The sequence below is a fragment of the Rhizobium phaseoli genome, from assembly GCF_001664385.1.
GTDB classification, from domain to species: Bacteria; Pseudomonadota; Alphaproteobacteria; order Rhizobiales; family Rhizobiaceae; genus Rhizobium; species Rhizobium phaseoli.
In genome coordinates this window covers 4,419,094-4,436,389 of sequence record NZ_CP013532.1, presented here as the reverse complement: position 1 = coordinate 4,436,389, position 17,296 = coordinate 4,419,094, and the positions used below count along the sequence as shown (strand labels likewise).

The 17,296-nt window shown below is 61.1% G+C and carries 18 protein-coding genes and 1 riboswitch; of the genes, 5 read left to right on the top strand and 13 right to left on the bottom strand.

Annotated features, from left to right (window positions below):
• Positions 1–11: 11 nt before the first annotated feature.
• The 6 genes from AMC88_RS21290 to epmA form a co-directional block, all read right to left on the bottom strand.
• Positions 12–974, bottom strand: coding sequence for a DUF1839 family protein (locus AMC88_RS21290; RefSeq protein WP_039752100.1), 963 nt, complete (start codon positions 972–974; stop codon positions 12–14).
• Between the two features lie 8 nt (positions 975–982).
• A complete protein-coding gene (locus AMC88_RS21285; RefSeq protein WP_041683952.1) occupies positions 983–1,891 on the bottom strand; it encodes an amino acid--[acyl-carrier-protein] ligase in 909 nt (302 codons plus the stop codon).
• A 5-nt stretch (positions 1,892–1,896) separates the two neighbouring features.
• A complete protein-coding gene (locus AMC88_RS21280) occupies positions 1,897–3,078 on the bottom strand; it encodes an acyl-CoA dehydrogenase family protein (protein ID WP_064825761.1) in 1,182 nt (393 codons plus the stop codon).
• Positions 3,078–3,329, bottom strand: a complete 252-nt coding sequence (locus tag AMC88_RS21275; protein WP_010023709.1) for an acyl carrier protein — start codon at positions 3,327–3,329, stop codon at positions 3,078–3,080. The genes AMC88_RS21280 and AMC88_RS21275 overlap by 1 nt, the downstream gene beginning before the upstream one ends.
• Before the next feature lie 263 nt (positions 3,330–3,592).
• Positions 3,593–4,645, bottom strand: coding sequence for a lysine-2,3-aminomutase-like protein (locus AMC88_RS21270; RefSeq protein WP_064825760.1), 1,053 nt, complete (start codon positions 4,643–4,645; stop codon positions 3,593–3,595).
• A complete protein-coding gene (gene epmA, locus AMC88_RS21265) occupies positions 4,642–5,703 on the bottom strand; it encodes an EF-P lysine aminoacylase EpmA (RefSeq protein ID WP_064825759.1) in 1,062 nt (353 codons plus the stop codon). Before epmA ends, AMC88_RS21270 begins: the two co-directional genes overlap by 4 nt.
• Positions 5,704–5,851: 148 nt before the next feature.
• Here epmA and efp point away from each other — a divergent pair, with 148 nt between their 5' ends.
• The gene (gene efp, locus AMC88_RS21260) at positions 5,852–6,421 is read left to right on the top strand and encodes an elongation factor P (protein WP_008528334.1); all 570 of its coding nucleotides are present in this window, start codon (positions 5,852–5,854) and stop codon (positions 6,419–6,421) included.
• Between the two features lie 175 nt (positions 6,422–6,596).
• Here the strand turns inward: efp and AMC88_RS21255 are convergent, their stop codons facing one another.
• Positions 6,597–7,271 carry a GntR family transcriptional regulator gene (locus tag AMC88_RS21255; RefSeq protein WP_064825758.1) on the bottom strand — a complete coding sequence of 225 codons (675 nt, stop codon included), beginning with the start codon at positions 7,269–7,271 and terminating at the stop codon, positions 6,597–6,599.
• A 146-nt stretch (positions 7,272–7,417) separates the two neighbouring features.
• Here AMC88_RS21255 and AMC88_RS21250 point away from each other — a divergent pair, with 146 nt between their 5' ends.
• The 4 genes from AMC88_RS21250 to AMC88_RS21235 all read left to right on the top strand — a co-directional run bounded on the left by AMC88_RS21250 (position 7,418) and on the right by AMC88_RS21235 (position 11,190).
• Positions 7,418–8,344, top strand: coding sequence for a substrate-binding periplasmic protein (locus AMC88_RS21250; protein ID WP_064830066.1), 927 nt, complete (start codon positions 7,418–7,420; stop codon positions 8,342–8,344).
• A 9-nt stretch (positions 8,345–8,353) separates the two neighbouring features.
• On the top strand, positions 8,354–9,097 hold the full coding sequence (locus AMC88_RS21245) for an amino acid ABC transporter permease (RefSeq protein WP_064825756.1): 744 nt from the start codon (positions 8,354–8,356) through the stop codon (positions 9,095–9,097).
• Between the two features lie 3 nt (positions 9,098–9,100).
• Positions 9,101–9,901, top strand: a complete 801-nt coding sequence (locus AMC88_RS21240; protein WP_064825755.1) for an amino acid ABC transporter ATP-binding protein — start codon at positions 9,101–9,103, stop codon at positions 9,899–9,901.
• A gap of 92 nt (positions 9,902–9,993) precedes the next feature.
• Complete coding sequence (locus AMC88_RS21235) at positions 9,994–11,190, top strand: NAD(P)/FAD-dependent oxidoreductase (protein WP_064825873.1); 1,197 nt, start codon at positions 9,994–9,996, stop codon at positions 11,188–11,190.
• Between the two features lie 45 nt (positions 11,191–11,235).
• Here the strand turns inward: AMC88_RS21235 and AMC88_RS21230 are convergent, their stop codons facing one another.
• The 6 genes from AMC88_RS21230 to metA all read right to left on the bottom strand — a co-directional run bounded on the left by AMC88_RS21230 (position 11,236) and on the right by metA (position 17,167).
• On the bottom strand, positions 11,236–11,964 hold the full coding sequence (locus AMC88_RS21230; protein ID WP_064825754.1) for an SIS domain-containing protein: 729 nt from the start codon (positions 11,962–11,964) through the stop codon (positions 11,236–11,238).
• 18 nt (positions 11,965–11,982) lie between these two features.
• Positions 11,983–13,134 (bottom strand): N-acetylglucosamine-6-phosphate deacetylase, encoded by a 1,152-nt coding sequence (gene nagA, locus AMC88_RS21225; RefSeq protein WP_064825753.1) that lies wholly within the window; start codon positions 13,132–13,134, stop codon positions 11,983–11,985.
• On the bottom strand, positions 13,134–14,165 hold the full coding sequence (locus tag AMC88_RS21220; RefSeq protein ID WP_064825752.1) for an SIS domain-containing protein: 1,032 nt from the start codon (positions 14,163–14,165) through the stop codon (positions 13,134–13,136). Before AMC88_RS21220 ends, nagA begins: the two co-directional genes overlap by 1 nt.
• Positions 14,162–14,935, bottom strand: coding sequence for a GntR family transcriptional regulator (locus AMC88_RS21215; RefSeq protein ID WP_064825751.1), 774 nt, complete (start codon positions 14,933–14,935; stop codon positions 14,162–14,164). Before AMC88_RS21215 ends, AMC88_RS21220 begins: the two co-directional genes overlap by 4 nt.
• 145 nt (positions 14,936–15,080) lie before the next feature.
• Positions 15,081–16,103: an aldose epimerase family protein gene (locus AMC88_RS21210; RefSeq protein WP_064825750.1), complete on the bottom strand. Its 1,023-nt coding sequence runs from the start codon at positions 16,101–16,103 to the stop codon at positions 15,081–15,083.
• A gap of 140 nt (positions 16,104–16,243) precedes the next feature.
• Entirely contained in the window at positions 16,244–17,167 is a 924-nt protein-coding gene (gene metA / locus AMC88_RS21205) for a homoserine O-acetyltransferase MetA (protein ID WP_004674197.1), read from the bottom strand.
• Positions 17,168–17,216: 49 nt separating this feature from the next.
• Positions 17,217–17,294: riboswitch (SAM riboswitch) on the bottom strand.
• Positions 17,295–17,296: the final 2 nt, after the last annotated feature.

Sequence of the window (17,296 nt, the reverse complement as noted above, 5' to 3'; positions counted from 1 at the left end):
GATCTCCGGCCTCAGATTCGCTCTGCAAGCGATGCCATCATCAAATCCCACGCATCGGCGGCCGGATCAAGGGCTGCCTGCAGCGGCTCGAACTTCCGGCGGGCGACGGCGCGGGCAAGCTGGAACTGCACGGATTTCGCGGCGTCCGAAATGCGCCGCGCATGGTCGGCGGCGTCTGCGAATTCATCCGCGGAGAGCCACGCCAGATGATCGGCCGCCAGTTCAAAATTGGCGCCGACCTGGCGAAGCGTATTAAAGGCATATTTGTGAAAGAAGCCGAACGGCCGTTCAGCCACCGCTTCTACCTGTTGCGGAAAGACGGCGGCGAAGGCGCGGATCGGATTGTCGCTGGGCCGCCTGTTGAAATGAACCCCGGCAAGCCGCCGCGCGGTCGCGCGCAGATGCGCTTCGTCGGCGGGCTTTTCCGGGAATCGTGCAAATTCCGCATAAGGCAGGAAGGGCAGGTCGTTCTCGGTCAGCTGCAGCTGGAACAGCCCGTCGAAATCCTCGCCTTCGAGGCTGAAATAGCCGGCATTGTGGAAATACTCGACGCGTTTTGCCGCAACGTCCAGCCGATTGACGGCAACCGTCGTCTTGCCGTGCTCCTGCCGGTAGGCGGTGCCGCGCGTATCCGGCATATAGAAGGAATCCATCTCGATCAGGCAGAGACGGCCCCGCGCGATCTGCACGTCAACATGCCGCTCGACCCGGTCATAGATGGCAAGTTCGGTCGCGCGGATGCCATAAAGCGTCTCGAGATCCTCGAGCGGCACCTTGAAGAAGGTGAACTGGTCGCCTTCGAAATCCTGCGCCAGGGTGAAGCCGAGCATTGCCTCGGGCGCAACACCCGATGTCGCCAGCACCTCAATCCACAGATCGACGTAACAGTTGGTTTCCGGCCAGGCACGCTCGCCGGAATGCAGCGCATGCTGCCGATAGGTTTCCGGGCTGATCCCCGGGAATACCGATGTCATCGCGTAGCTCAGCCCCACAGTGCTTTCCGCACATTGGCCGGCCATGTCTTCACGTCGAGCCCGTGATGGTGGAACAGGGCAAGTGCGATGCGCTCGAGCCCGAAGCCGACACAGGCCGTGTGCGCAACGCTGCCGTCTTCGAGGTTGAGGCCCCATTTCGTGCCGAAGGCGTCCTGATGATAGTTAAAGCTCATGCAGGCGGTCGGATTGGCGGCCGAGGTGATCGGGATCAGCAGTTCGAACTTCAGGTTCTGGTCGCGCTGATTGTTGGCGAGCATCTTGCCGGCGCGGCCGAAGAACGGATCGTTGGCGATATCGATCGTCACCTCGAGGCCGACGGCCTTCATCATCTCGACGCCGCGATCCATCCAGCGCTGGCGGAAATCGGTGACGTGCTCTTCGGTGCCCATGCAGACATATTCGCGCATGCGAAACAGCTGCTGGCGGGCCGGATCTTTCGACGGCTCGTGGCGGAAGCAGTAGGACTGCAGATCGAAGAGGCCGCCGGTCTTCGGCAGATTGCCGCGCTTGGCGACTGTCGGATAGAGCGGATAGCAGGCCGCCGGCGTCAGCACGATGTCGGTCGCTTCCTGCCCCTTGGTCCAGTCCTCGCCGACTTCCATGCATTGCAGCAGGCTGACATGGTCGAGTTCGCTGCCGCAGAAGCTGTGCACGGTTCCGGCCAGCTGCGGGAAGCTCTTCATGTAGCCGCTTTTTTCGAAGAAAGCACGGTTCATGCCGGGCGGAAAGCGCATGGCTTCCGCACCATCGGCGCCGCCGACCTTGTCGATCAGGCGCTCGAAGGCAGCGATCACCTCTTCAAACTGGCCGCTGCGGCCATAGAGCCCGTCGATGCCCGTATCGATCAGCAGCCCGGCTTCGAAAAGCCGGTCGAGAAACGAGGTCTGCATATCCATGACTGTTACCCCAGTAGGCTAGTGTCCTGCTTATGGACAAGAAGCATGCTCGACGTATTGCCGAGGATGCGGTCGTTCGAGATCATGAGCTGTGCGGAATGGGCGTCGCGCAGATGGCGTCCGAGGCTGAAGGGTGTGCCGTTCTTGTAGCCCATGATGCCGCAGATCAGCATGGCATGGTTGACGATCTCCAGGATCGTCTCGGAAGAGGCGATCTTGACGTTGTTCATCGCCACGGCAAAGCCCATCGACGACAGCCTGTCGGGATCGGCCTTGGCATGTTCATAGGCCTTCAGACCGGCAACCACGTTGGATTTGACCATCTGCAGCAGGTTCGAAACCTCGGCGAGGCGAAGCGCGCCGGGCGGCTGGGCATCAGGCGCCTTGCGGGCGGCGGCGCGCACGAAGGCCTGGGCCCGCGCGACGGCGTCGACTGCGATGCCATACCAGACGCCGCTCCACAACAGATGCGAAGAGGCGAGCATGGATTGCGCCGCAATCTCTGCGAAAGGCTTCGGCAGGATCTGCTGGGCCGGTGCCCGCCCCTTGAAGAGGAAGCCATCGGAGCAGGTGCCGCGCATGCCGAGCGTGTTCCAGGCGTGCGTCTTTTCGAGCGTGTACTGGTCCTTGAGGAAGGCCGTCAGCACCTGATCGGAAGAAGCCGCCTGCGCGTGGGCGCGCGAAGTGATGAGAATGGCGTCGGCATGCGAGCCGTAGGAAATGACGGTCGCATCCTTTTCGAGGCGGCAGGTATCGCCATCGACCTCGATTGCGCAGATGCTGTTGCGCAGGTTCCCGCCGATGCCGCCCTCGGTCGTCGCCGATGCGATCAGCAGCTGGTCGGCAGCAATGCTATGCATGAAACTGCGGTGCCAGTCGCTGTCGGCGCCATGTTCGACGAGGCTCGACAGCTTGATGTGGTGCATGGCGAAGACCATGGCGCTTGCCGCGCAGGCCTGGCCGAGCATCGAGCACAATTCGGCGATTTCGGTGATCGAGGCGGATTCGCCGCCGAGATGGCGCGGGACCTGGATGCCGAGCAGCCGTTCGGCCTTCATCGCATCGACGGCTTCCCGGGGAAAGCGGCCTTCGGCATCGACGGCATCGGCGTGTTTGGCCGCGATTTCGGCGACACGGGCGACCCTTGCGGCAAGACCGTCCTGATTGATCTTGACGGGGAAGTTCATCAGGCGACCTTCCGGCTGTCCTGGATGATATCGACCGTCTTGGCAATCGCCGAGATGCTCGCGAACGACTTGCGGTTCAGGAGATTGTCGGGAAATTCGATGTCGAACGCCTCTTCAATGCCGAGCATCAGCTGCACCGAGGCAAAGGACGTCAGACCCGCTGCATAAAGATCGGCGTCGTCGGCGACCTGGTCGATCGACACGGGCAACTTGCCGAATTTGGCTACGAGGTCGCGGATTGTCTTATTCATCCCATCACTCCAAGATTCTCATGATCCCGAACCGGCGTTCATCGCCTTGTCATGAGCGTTCTTTTAGTGCGGAAAACAGAACATTCCGCTAATTTGTTGGGTTAAATATGATTAGCACTCACAGTTAGGATTTTAGCGATCGGCCCGGCTGGAGTAAAAATAACAATTCTACATTAATAATTTAATAGAGTTTCGACGACGAAACTTGCGGCGTCTCTCAGACGCGACGAGTACAGAAATGACACGCAAAGCGCCATTTTGCGTCAACCGGCGGGGGGATAGGAATGTTCGCCGCCGCGATAGTCCGAGACGGAATAACATCCGTCCCCTGTCGCCCGGATAACGCTTTCGCCGATGACGGCCTTGCCGTGACCGCCCGGGATATCGAGGATATAGGCCGGCTGGCAAAGCCCGGAAATCCGTCCGCGCAGCGCCGCGACGATCCGCTGCCCCTCGTCGATCGTCAATCTGAAGTGGCCGGTGCCGGGTGCCAGATCCGGATGGTGCAGGTAATAGGGCTTGACGCGGATCTCGACGAAGGCCTTCATCAGCTCGGCAAGCACGTCGGGATCGTCATTGACGCCCTTCAACAGCACCGACTGGCTGATCATTGCGATGCCGGCGTCGACCAGGCGAGCACAAGCCGCGCGCGCTTCCCTTGTCAGTTCCCTCGGATGATTGGCGTGCAGCGCCACGTAGACCGTCTTGCCGCTCGCCTTCAGGGCAGCGATCAGCGCCGCATCGATCTTTTCGGGATCGACCACGGGAACGCGGGTGTGGAAGCGCACGATCTTTACATGCGCGATTGCCGCCAGCGCCTCCATGATATCGCGGAGCCGGCGCGGGGAAAGCACCAGCGGGTCGCCGCCGGTGAGGATGACCTCCCAGATCTTCTGGTGGTCGGCTATGTAATCGAAGGCTGCCTGCATTGCGGCGGCATCGAGCGTGCCGAGGCCCTGCGGCCCGACCATTTCGCGCCGGAAGCAGAAACGGCAATAGACCGGGCAGATATGCACGGCTTTGAGCAATACGCGATCGGGATAGCGGTGGACGATGCCTTCGACGGGGCTATGGGCATGGTCACCGATCGGATCGGCGCGTTCCCCGGTTACCACCGTCAACTCAGCTGGATCAGGCACGAATTGCCGTGCGATCGGATCATCAGGATCGGCGCGATCGATCAGCCTCGCCATCACAGGCGTCAGCGCGATCGCGTAACGTGCGGCCACCTCGTCGAGCATTGCACGATCGTCGGGCGTGGCCAGCCCCGCCTGCAGAAGATCATCGACGGTCTTGATCGGTTTTACGGCGTTCATCGCCCATACTCCGCAACCGGCGCCCAAAGCACTTGATCGATGCGCGAAGCCCCCGTCGCCAGCATCACCAGCCGATCGAAACCGAGGGCAATGCCGCTTGCCTCGGGCATCGACGAAAGGGCGGCCAGGAAATCGTCGTCGATCGGGTAGGTCTCGCCATAGACCCGCATCTTCTCAGCCATCTCGATCTCGAACCGCCGCCTTTGTTCGGCGGCGTTGGTGAGCTCGCCAAAGCCGTTGGCGAGTTCAACGCCGCAGGCATAGAGCTCGAAACGCTCGGCAACACGGGGATCGCGGGCTGATGGCCGGGCAAGGGCCGCCTCCGACACCGGATATTCGTCGAGAATGGTGATGCGGCCGAAGCCGAGATGCGGCTCGATCTTTTCCACCAGCACCCGGCTGAAAAGATCGGCCCAGCCATCGTCATCGGCAACACGAATGCCGACGCTTCTCAGCTCGGCCGCCAGATGCTCGCGATCGGTCGAGCCGTCGGCGGCGACGGAGGCGAGAAGATCGATCCCGGCGTGGCGTTCAAACGCTTCGGCGACGCTCACGCGTTCCGGTCCGGCGAAAGGATCGCACGCCGCACCGCGATAGCCAAGCTTGTCGGTCTTCACCGTCTCGGCTGCGAGCGCCAGAATCCGCACGCAATCCATCATCAGGCTATAGTAGCTTTCGCCGGCTCGATACCATTCGAGCATAGTGAATTCGGGATGATGCAGCGGCCCGCGCTCGCGGTTGCGATAGACATGGGCAAAACACGAAATGCGCTGCTCGCCTGCGGCAAGCAGCTTCTTGCAGGCGAATTCCGGCGAGGTGTGCAGATAGAAGGGCGCCTTTTGCCCGTCCGTCGTCAGCGCTTCGGTGGCGAAGGCATGCAGATGCGCCTCGTTGCCCGGCGAGATCTGCAGCACCGCTGTATCCACCTCGATGAAATCCTCGCGCGCGAAAAAACCGCGCAACGCCGCCTGGATCGCATTGCGCCCGATCAGGAACGGGCGGCGATCGGCATGCACGGACGGGGTCCACCAGGGGGACGCTTTGGCCGAAGAGTTCATTCCAAGCTTTCTTCGCCGGAGAAGCCGGTATGGGGGTGGCTATTTCCCGGATTTTAGGTTAGTTGCGCCCCCAAAGAAAAATATTTGCGTCTTCGGGGCGTCTCGACAGTCCTCTACGACGCCGAAAGCCGAGTTACAAGGAAGTCTTATGGTCAAGGTCATCGCCTCTTCGGTCCGCAAGGGCAACGTTCTCGATGTCGACGGCAAGCTCTATGTCGTTCTCACCGCCCAGAACTTTCATCCGGGCAAGGGCACGCCGGTCACCCAGGTCGACATGCGCCGCATCGTTGACGGTGTGAAGGTTTCCGAGCGCTGGCGCACCACCGAACAGGTCGAGCGCGCCTTCGTCGAAGACGTCAACTTCCAATACCTCTATGAAGACGGCGAAGGCTTCCACTTCATGAACCCGGCGAACTACGACCAGGTGGTCGTCAGCCAGGAAACCATGGGCGACCAGAAGGCTTATCTCCAGGAAGGCATGACCTGCATCCTGTCGATCCATGAAGGCATTCCGCTGGCGCTCGAGCTGCCGCGTCACGTCACGCTCGAGATCGTCGAGACCGAACCGGTCGTCAAGGGCCAGACGGCATCCTCTTCCTACAAGCCGGCCATGCTCTCCAACGGCATCCGCACATCAGTCCCGCCGCATATCGATGCCGGCACCCGCGTCGTTATTGCAACGGAAGACAATTCCTACGTCGAACGCGCCAAGGATTAATCCTGGTTTTGATCCATTCGAGAGGCCGGCTAACGCCGGCCTCTTACTAAAAGGTGGAATTTCGGGCAGAGGTCGATGTCGCATCAACTCGGGGCCCTGCGATTGTTTCGGACGGCTCATTTTGCCGGAAATATCTTCGTTCAGCTAAAGCTGCACGCAATTCCAAGGTCCGAACTCAGATTACCTTTCGGACCTCGCTCTCGAAGCTCATGACATGAGCCATTGCGATCCTTTCGGCCTCATCCGCGTCACCTCTGCATACGGCCTCAAGCATGAGAACCTGATCATGCAAGACGTCCTCAAGACGCGGTACCAGTGTCGGAAACCGCTTCATGGCGACGTACAGGATCCTCAGCGACAGATTGTGGTAGTGATCCAGCGTGTCGAACAGAAAAGGGTTCTTGGCCACTTTGTAGATGAAGCGGTGAACCCGGCGATCTAGGGCAAGGATGTCTTCCAGCGCCATCGGACCGGTTGTCTGCTTGAGCTCATCGATCAGTTGCCGCGCTTCTTGCCGCTCGAACTCGCGCAGCCTTTCCGCAGCCAGTCGAGTCGCCCAGGATTCGATCCGTGCTCGTGCCTCATAAACGGCGGTAAGATCATTGATGTCGACCTTGCTGACAAATGTGCCGCGCCGCGCGCTGACGACGACGAAACCGTCATATTGCAGACGCTGAAGCGCCTCCCGGACCGGCGTGCGTCCGACTTCCATCCGTTTCATAAGCTCGGCCTCCCGCAGAAGCGTGCCCGGAGGAAGCAGTGTCGTGATGATGTCGTCGCGCAGCCGAATGTATGTCCGCTCCGCCAGCGTCGATTCAGCCGCTTCGTACTCCGCCTCGAATACCGACATATTCAGCGCATTCCTCTCGCTCTGTGCTTTCCAAATAGCCAAACACCACTCCGCCTAAACAAGCGCTCAACGAATCTGCTTGACTTCGTATAGTGTCGGCATATCTTCAATATATCAGCAATATATAATCACAAAGAGGGGTTCAAATGAAACATGCTGAATTGACAAAAAAATCGCAGGCGAAAGCGATCATGGCCTTGGCTGTATTGGGTTTTGGATTGTTCGCGACGGCCGCGCCATCCGCTGTGACCGCCGGCGATCTGGAGCTGATGAAGCCCGGCACGCTCCTCGTCACGGTGCAGCCCTACATGCCCTACACGGCGGTCAAGGATGGGAAGCTTGTCGGGCTTGACAGCGACATCCTGACAGCCATCGCCGATGAGCTCGGCCTCAAGATCGAAATCAACGTCACCGACTTTCCGGGCATGCTGGCCTCCGTCCAGACGCAGCGGGCGGATATAACCATCGGCGGAATTGCATGGTCCGATGCTCGCCAGAAAGTCGGGCTGTTCACAGACCCGCCGTATTATTCGCCGCCGGCCATGGCCGTAAGCGGCACGGCGAGCTTTCCGGATGTTGCGAGCCTGGAAGGCAAGAACCTCGGTACGGTCACCGGGTATGTCTGGGCAAAATCCATCGCGCAGGTCCCGAAAGCGTCGCCCCATACGTTCCCGAGCGCCGATGGTGTGTTCCAGGATATTTCCGCCGGGCGCCTCGATGTCGGCTTTCTCGATCCGCTGCTGATCACCTATCAACAGCAGCAGCGCCCCGACATGAAGGTCCGCATCGAATATCTGAAGCCGCCGACCGACGAACAGGTCGCCGCGCACCCCGATTACAAATATTTTCAAGCCTATATGACCGGATTCTACCTTCCAAAGCAGTCGCCGAAGCTGGCCAGGGCTGTTTCCGATCAGATTGATGGCATGTACAAGGATGGATCGCTTGCGGCTTTGATCACGAAATGGGGCGGCGATCCCCAGCAGTTCCTGGTCCCATCGCCCGAAATGGCGGCGCAGCGGCGCGGCGTTGACCGTCCCGCCGACTGGAATCCGCCTTCCATCGCGAAGTGAGATCGAAGAATGACCGCGTTGTCATCCTTCACCGATATGTTCCAGGTTCCCTGGAACGACTATGTCGGAAACATTGCCGGGGGTCTGCTCAAGACCCTCGGCTACACCATAGCGAGCTTCGTCGGTGCAACGATCCTTGGTCTCGCACTTGCATTGATGAGGCTCAACCGGCTCCGGCTGGTCCGCGTCCCTGCGGCGCTCTATACGGAGCTTTTTAAAAACGTACCGCTGCTTGCGATCATTTTCCTCACCTACTTCGGCCTGCCTTCCGTAGGCATCAGGCTGGAGGTTTTCGAGGCTGGAGTATTGAGCCTGGTGCTCTTCTACGCGGCTTACCTCTCCGAGATCTTTCGGGCAGCTATCGCCGGCGTCCACAGAGGACAGCAGGAGGCGTCTCAAGCTCTCGGATTAGGGCGCGGCAAAACTTTCAGCCATGTCGTTCTGCCGCAGGCGGTACGGCTGGCGCTTCCGGGTACAAACACCATGTTCGTCGACCTGATCAAGTCGACCTCGCTGCTTGTGACAATCTCGGCTGCCGAGCTGATGACGCAGGCCCAGTTGATAGCCTCGGAAACCTTCCGAGCGCTGGAAGTGTATCTGGTGATCTCGGCCGTTTATTTCGTGATCTGCTACCCGGTGTCACAATGTCTGCTTCTGCTCGAGCGCAAGATCCACGCGGGTGTGCCACTGTCATTGGCCAGACGACGTCGGCTCAAATTGGCCAGGACCTATCTCGCCGAGGGGAAAGTCTGACCCATGACCACCACTCCTGCAAAAACTGCCTTCATGTCAGAGCAGCCGGTCGGTCGCCCTGCCGTTAAAATTAGCGGATTGCGCAAGTCTTTCGATGGGCGCCTGGTGCTTGACCGCGTCGACCTCGATGTTCCGGCCGGGAAAATCGTCAGCATCATTGGTCAGAGCGGTGGAGGAAAGACCACCCTCATGCGCTGCGTCAATTTGCTTGAGCGTCCCGATCAGGGAACGATCACCGTCGGCGATGAGACGATCTTCACTGACGGCAAAGTAACCTGCCGCAACCTTGCAAAGCTTCGACAACGCGTCGGCATGGTGTTTCAGCGTTTCAATCTGTTCCCGCACCTGACGGCTGTGGAAAATGTCATTCTCGCTCAGATGCAAGCCGCCGGGATTGCTGAGAGACAGGCTGTGGAACGGGCCGTGAAACTTCTGACGAGAGTAGGCCTTGCCAAACGGGCGATGGCCTATCCGGAACAGATGTCGGGCGGCGAGCAGCAGCGTGTGGCGATCGCACGCGCTCTGGCGCTGGAACCAACGGTGTTGCTGTTCGACGAGCCGACGTCGGCGCTCGATCCTGAATCGACCGGCGAAGTTCTCCGCGTCATGCGAGAACTGGCCGCCGACGGCATGACGATGATCCTGGTCACCCACGAGCTGCCCTTTGCAAAGGAAGTGTCGGACTGGGTCGTGTTCATCGACGGCGGTCTTATCATCGAGCAGGGAACGGCCAGAGATGTGCTTGACCGCCCAACGGAAGCACGCACGGCTGCCTATGTCGCGCGCTACGCTTCCCCAGGCTAGCTTTGATCGGCCTGAACGCTCCGGCAGCGCATGGCGCCGCGACAAGGTCCGGTCGGCATCAGGCCTCCTTCTCTAAGGTAAACACATATCTGATGAACAAGCTCACAACAGATATCGCCGTCATCGGCGGCGGTGTAATCGGCGTGGCAACCGCTCTGCGGCTGCGTGCCGACGGTCGCGATGTCGTGCTGATCGAACCGAACAAACCCGGTTCGGGCGCATCTTACGGCAATGCCGGAACGATCGCCGATTATGCTATCATTCCCGTCGGCACGCCGGCTGTCCTCAAAAACCTGGCCGCGCTGCTTCTCAATTCCGACAGCCCCTTATCCATCCGCAAGGCCGCATTGCCGACGTTGTTTCCATGGCTGGTGCGTTTTGCCTACGAATCCCTCCCGCACAGATACAGAGACAATGCGAGCCGCATCGCCAACCTTCTGTCCGACGCTTCATCACAGTGGCTCGAACTCGCAGCAGAGATCGGCGCATCCGATCTTTTAAGCGCGAAGGGATGCCTCTACCTCTACCAAACATCTGAGGCCTTCAAGGCGGCCGCCTCGGATGTCGAGCTTCGCCGAAACTACGGGATCGCGCAGCAGTTCCTCACCCCCGACGAGGTGCAAAGCCTGGAGCCCCGGCTGCCGCAGGTCCATGGCGGCGGGCTTTTCTTTCCGAAAGCGATAAACTTCACCGATCCCGGCGAGCTCATGAGCGTGATGGAAGCCGCCGCCAGACAAGCGGGCGTCGAGTTCGTCCGAGACTCCGTGACGACTATTTCGCGTGAACGGAATGGAGTGAGGATGCTGACTTCAGCCCACAGCATTCATGCCCGAGCAGCCGTGATCGCCGCCGGGGCACATTCCCGCGGACTGGCTCTGCAGCTGGGAGAACGGGTCCTGCTGGATACTGAGCGGGGTTATCATCTCGAATTCGATATGGAAACACCGCCGGTGGAACGACCGGTATGCCCGACGCATCATGGATTTTACTTTTGCCCGATGCGTGGCCGCTTGCGCGTGGCCGGTACCGTGGAGCTCGGGGGCATTACTGCTCCTTCGAACCCAAGGCGCCTCGAAGTGTTGCTCGCAAATGCGCGCAGGATTTTCCCAACGCTCGGTGAACCAAGTCGGGCATGGATGGGCTTCCGCCCTTCCATGCCCGATTCCGTTCCCGTTATCCGGCCTTCAAAAGGAGGAAGGGACGTCGTGTTTGCTTTTGGACACGGGCATATCGGTTTGACGCTGGCACCGCGGACTGCCCGCATGGTCAGCTCCATTCTCGCCGCTTGATCGCGTCATGTGCTTGCGACAGCGGCAGGCCTTTTATCCGCTCTCTCAGAGATGCGGGTTGCGCGGCCGGTATTTCTTGACCAGCTTCTGGTTGATCTCGGCGGCACCCGGCATGTTGGCGCTGAGATAGACCGGCGCATCGCCCGATTTGGAAAGCTCCGAGGCGACCTCGGCAAAGATCGCATTGATGACCGTCACCCCGACCGCCGTGGAGACCGGCCCGACCCGAAGCCCGGTGCCTTCCAGATCGATGACCGCGTCGCCCGGCGGCAGTCCATTGTCGAGCACGATATCGGCAACTTCTGCGAGCCGCCGGCGGCCATTGGCGATCGCGGCGGAATAGGCGATCGAGGTGATGGCGATCACCTTGGCGCCGATTTCATGCGCATAGTCGGCGGCTTCGATCGGCGCGGCGTTCACGCCGGAATTCGACGCAATGATAATGACATCGCCCGGCTGCATGCCGTAACGCTCCAGCATCGGCCGCACCAGGCCCTGGGTCCGCTCATAGACCGAGCTGATGACCGCACCCTCATGTAGCATCGCCGAGCCGACGAGCACCGGCACGGTGAAGGCAAGCCCGCCGGCACGATAGTGCACCTCTTCGGCCAGCATGTGCGAATGGCCGGTGCCGAAGACATAGACGCGCTTGTCGCCGCGGGCAGCATCGAGGATCACTGACGCTGCCTGCGCCATCGGCTCGGCAAGCGCCTGCTTCAGCGTCTCCAGCCGACCGATCAGATTGGAGAAATAGGCATCGGTGATATCAGTCATCCTACGTCTCCTTGAGGGTCAGGCCACTTCGCCGGCAAGCCAGGTGGCGGTAACAGTCAGCGCGTCGGTGAGATGGACGAGATCGGCACGCGCCCCCGGCGAGAGATGGCCGCGATCGGCAAGCCGGAGGAAACGTGCGGGATAAAGGGTCGCCATGCGCAAAGCCTCGGCGAGCGTCAGGTCGAGATAGGTGACGCCGTAACGGATCGTCGAGATCATGTCGACGTCGGAGCCGGCGAGCGTGCCGTCGGACAGCACCAGCTTCGAGCAGAAGCCGCCCCTTTCGCGCCGGACGGTGCGCCCGTTCAGCGTGAACGAATCCTTCTCAGACCCTACGAGCGACATCGCGTCGGTGACAAAGAACAGTTTGCCTTCACCGCGCTTGGCGCGCAGCGCCGTGCGCAAGGCCTTCGGATCGACGTGATGACCGTCGGCGATGATGCCGCACCAGGTGGAGGGATGATCGATCGCGGCGCCGACCAGGCCTGGCGCACGGTGCCCCAGCTGACTCATGGCGTTGAAGAGATGCGTGACGCCGCGCGCTCCGGCATCGAAACGTTCCTCCGCCGCCTCGCTGGAACAATCGGAGTGACCGATGCTGACGGTGACGCCCGCTTCCGCAAGTTCGCGCACCTGGGCTACCGTCACCTGTTCGGCGGCAATCGTGACGAGCAGCGTGCCGATCGCCTCGCGCGCCCGGATGAAGGCCTTGACGTCGCGGTCCTCGACCGGCCGCATCAGTTCGGCCAGGTGCGCGCCCTTGCGCGCGGGCGCCAGATGCGGCCCTTCGAGATGCAGGCCAGCGACACCGCGGCCCGCCTTGACTGCTTCCGTGGCGGCCTCGATCGCGGCGATGGAAGCTTCCGATGTGTCGGTGATCAGCGTCGGCAGCAGCGCGGTCGTTCCATAGGGCCGGTGGCCCTGTGCGATGATCTCCATCGAGGCGGCGGATGGTTCGTCGTTCAGCATCCGTCCGCCGCCGCCGTTGACCTGTGCATCGATGAAGCCGGCCGACAGCACGCCGCCGGCAAGCGTCTCCGTCTCGCCGTCCGGCAGATCGTTTGTCGCGACAATCGCTTCGACGCGGCCGTCGGCAACGATGAGCGCCTTGTCGTCATGAAAGCGCTCACCGTCGAAGATGCGGGCGCCGATGAAGATCTTGCGGGCCATCAGACCGTCTCCGTCACCTTGAGCAGGTTTGCCGGCTTGTCCGGATCAAAACCCTTGCGGCGGGTCACCGACTCGATCAGCCGGTAATAGACGAGCAGCGACACCAGCGGATCGATCAGGCCGTTGCCGGTTGTCGACACCCGAAGATTGATCCCGGAGAGCGGCTGCGTGGAGAAACCGACGGTGGTGGCGCCGAGTTTCTGCAGGCGCTCCAGCGCCTGGCCGTTATTGGCGAAGGCCGCATCGTCAGGCGCGAAGGCGACGATCGGAAAGCCCGGCTGCACCAGGCGCATCGGACCGTGCATCAGTTCCGCCAGCGAGAAAGCTTCGGCATGCAGGCCGGAGGTTTCCTTGGCCTTCAGCGCCGCTTCGAGCGCAATCGCGAAGGCCGGACCGCGGCCGGCCGTATAGAGCGAGGTCGCATTGAAGAGCACCTCCTCGGCTGCCGCCGTATCGATCCCCGCGGTCGCCGAAAGCGCCTCCGGCAGCTTGGCGAGAGCGGCCTGCAGCTCAGACGCGCCGCCGATCGCAGCCGTGACGCCGGCAAGGGCGGCAACGGAAGCGATGAAGGACTTCGTTGCCGCAACGCTCTTTTCCACGCCGGCGTTGAGGCCGAGAACGATATCGGCCTGTTTTGCGAGCGGGCTGTCGATGACGTTAACAACGGCGATCGTCGTTGCCCCGCCCTTCTTGGCCGCCTCCTGCAGCGCCACGATATCGGGGCTCGCACCCGACTGCGAGACGGTGAAATGCACGCCGCCCTTCAAATGGAGGGCGGCACCGTAGACGGACGCGATCGAGGGACCGACCGAGGCGACCGGAATGCCGCAGGTGATTTCGAAAAGATATTTGAAGAAGGTGGCGGCATGGTCCGAAGAACCGCGCGCCGCCGTCGTCACCACGCTCGGGCGAGTGGAGGAAATCAGCCGGGCGATCTCGGCAAAGACCGGCTTTTCCTTTTCAAGAAGCGTGGCCACCACCTCCGGTGACTGGCCGGCTTCCTGCAGCATCAGCGACTGGGTTTCACTCATAGGTCATCTCCAATTCTCAATTCGGCAACGAAATCATAGGCATCGCCGCGGTAGTGCGAGCGGGTGTATTCGACGACACGCTGGTCTTCCAGGCGCGAGACGCGTTCGATCAGAAGCGCCGGCGCGCCTGATTTGACGTTCAGGATCGCCGCCGACGATGGGTCGAGCGTGACAGCGGTCAGCCGCTGCAACGCGCGCACGGGCCGGTGGCCGCTGGCCGCCAGCGCGTCGTAGAGCGATCCTTCGCCACCCGCATCGACGCCTAAGAACTTGATCGGCACCACGGCGCGCTCGATCGCCAGTGGCAGGCCGTCGGCAAGACGCAAACGGTCGAGCCTCAGCACCGGTTCGTCGCCGCCAAGACCGAGCAGGAAGGATTCCTCCGGCGATGGCGTATTGATGGTCCGCGACAAGATCCGGGCAGCCGGCAGCCGGCCGCGTGAGCGCATATCGGCGGAGAAAGAAGAAAGCCGCCAGAGCGACTGCTCCATGCGTTCCACCTTGCTCGATACGAAAGTACCGCTTCCGTGGCGCGATTCCAGTACGCCCGCCGCCATCAGATCACGATAGGCGGTGCGCACGGTCACGCGGCCGAGCTTCAAGGCCTCGGCGAGATCACGCTCTCCCGGCAGCGCCGCGCCGGGCTTTAGCAGGCCTTCCTGAATAAGACCGGTCAGCGCCTGCGCCAGCCGCTTATAGAGCGGGCCTGTCAACGCCTCGTCCCGCAGGCCGCGGCTGCTCAGCTCCGCTATCAGACTGGTTCTATCCATAGATCCACAATAGAACCTATATAGGACCAATCGGCAAGGCGAAATCGCGCGCGGCCAAGAAAAAACCTCCCCGGCGGGCCGAAGAGGTTTCATAGCGCTCAAATTTGACAGTTGTGCGTCGACTCCCTGCGCCTCCGAAAAGACGTCAGCTCTTGGTGAAGATATAATCCGTCTCCTGGCGCAGCACTTCGCCGGGGCGCAGCACCGCATTCGGGAAACCTTGGTGATTGATGGCATCCGGCCAGACCTGCGTCTCCAGGCAAAAGCCGGCGAAGGGGCCGTATTTGCGTCCGCCGAGGCCGGGCGCCCCGGTATTGAGCTTGAAACCGGCATAGAACTGCACGCCCGGCTCGGTGCTGCGCACCTCCATCGACACACCGGAATAGAGGCTGCGGGCGAGCGCGACGCTGCGCTTGGCGGTGCGCTCGGGCGACAGGCAGAAATTATGGTCGTACAAAGCCTGTTCGCTGCCGGCGAAACGCTTCATCGGCGCCATCTCGCGGAAATCGAACTCCGTGCCGGCGACGGAACGGATCTCGCCGGTCGGCACCTGCCTCTCGTCGGTCGGCAGATAGTGGTCGGCAGCGATCATGATGTCGTGGCCGAGCGCGTCTTCGCGACCGTCGAGATTGAAATAGGCGTGCTGGCAGACATTGGCGAGCGTCGGCTGGTCGCTGGTCGATTCGTAGGTGATCGACAGTTCACCGTTGCCGTGCACCCGGAACGTCGCCTGGATGGTGCAATTGCCGGGATAGCCGGCGCGGCCATCGGGATCGACGATCTTCATCACCAGGCGGTCAACGTCATGCTCGACGATCGTCCAGTTGCGCTTGCCGATATTATCACTGCCGCCATGCAGATGCGTGACGCCGTTTTCGTTCGGCTCGAGCTGATAATCCTTGCCGTCGAGCGTGAATTTGCCGCCGCCGACACGGTTGGCGCAGCGGCCGGGTGTCGCGCCGAAATAGGCCGAATAGAGAGGGTAGCTGTCGAAATCCTCAAAGCCGAGCTGCAGCGGCGCCTCATGTCCCTCAAGGCGCAGATCCTGGATGACCGCACCCCAGGTGATGATCTTGGCCGTCAGCCCGCCGCCCTTGATAACGACGCGATAGACGGTTTCGCCTTCCTTCGTCTGCCCGAAAACTTCCCGCTCCAACTTGTCCGACATGATGACATCCGTTCCGTTCTATCCTTGGGGTCCAGGACCGGAACCTGCCCGCATTTGCTCCAAACCGCAACCGGTCGGCACAGAAAGAAATGCCGCGGCGGAGATGCCGCGGCAATGCCTTGGGGTGCGACGGGTGACGCTCAGAGATCCATGCCGATCTCTTCGACGTCGTAGGGCGTCGTCTGGTAGATTTCGTTGATCCAGTTGCCGAACAGCAGATGTGCGTGGCTGCGCCAGCGGTTCTGCGGCGCCAGCGCCGGATCGTTGTGCGGGAAGTAATTGTGCGGCATCTTGATCGGCACGCCGGCGTCGACATCACGGAAATACTCGTCCGAGAGCGAGGTGGAATCATATTCGACATGGTTGAACATGTAGAGCCGCCGGCCCCTTTTCTCATGCACGAGGCAGACGCCCATCTCGCTCGATTCCATCAGAATTTCCAGGCTGTCGGATTTCTCGATGTCAGCGCGCCGCACCTCCGTCCAGCGCGACACCGGCACCTCGAAATTATCGGAAAAGCCGTTGAGATAGATGGAGGAAGGCTTCAGGTTCCGGTGGCGGTAGACGCCGAAGGCCTTTTCCTTCAGCTCGTATTTCGGAACGCCGTGGAAATGATAGATCGCCGCCATCGCGCCCCAGCAGACGTTCATCGTCGAATGGACGTTGGTTTCCGTCCAGTCGAGAATTTCCTGCATCTCTTTCCAATAGGTGACGTCCTCATAGGGCAGGAGCTCGATCGGCGCCCCGGTGATGATGAAGCCGTCGAATTTGCGCTGTTTCACCTCTTCCCAGGTCTGATAGAAGGCGAGCAGGTGATCTTCAGAGGTGTTCTTCGCCTTGTGCCCGCCAATGCGGATCAGCGACAGCTCCACCTGCAGCGGCGAAGCGCCGACCAGGCGCGCCATCTGCAGTTCGGTCTTAATCTTGTTCGGCATCAGATTGAGCAGCCCGATCTGCAACGGGCGGATATCCTGTCGGATCGCCATCGTCTCGGTCATTACCCGCACACCTTCCTGGACCAGGGTTTCGAAAGCGGGCAGCGTATCGGGGATCTTGATGGGCATTGCGGTCACTCGATCAAAAACAAAAAACCGGCGGCGACAAAAAATCGCTACCGGTCCGCACGCGGCCCTTTAGCGACTTTTTTAACGTGGCTGCAAGCCGGCCGGCCAAATCACCACGGAGTGCCTTAA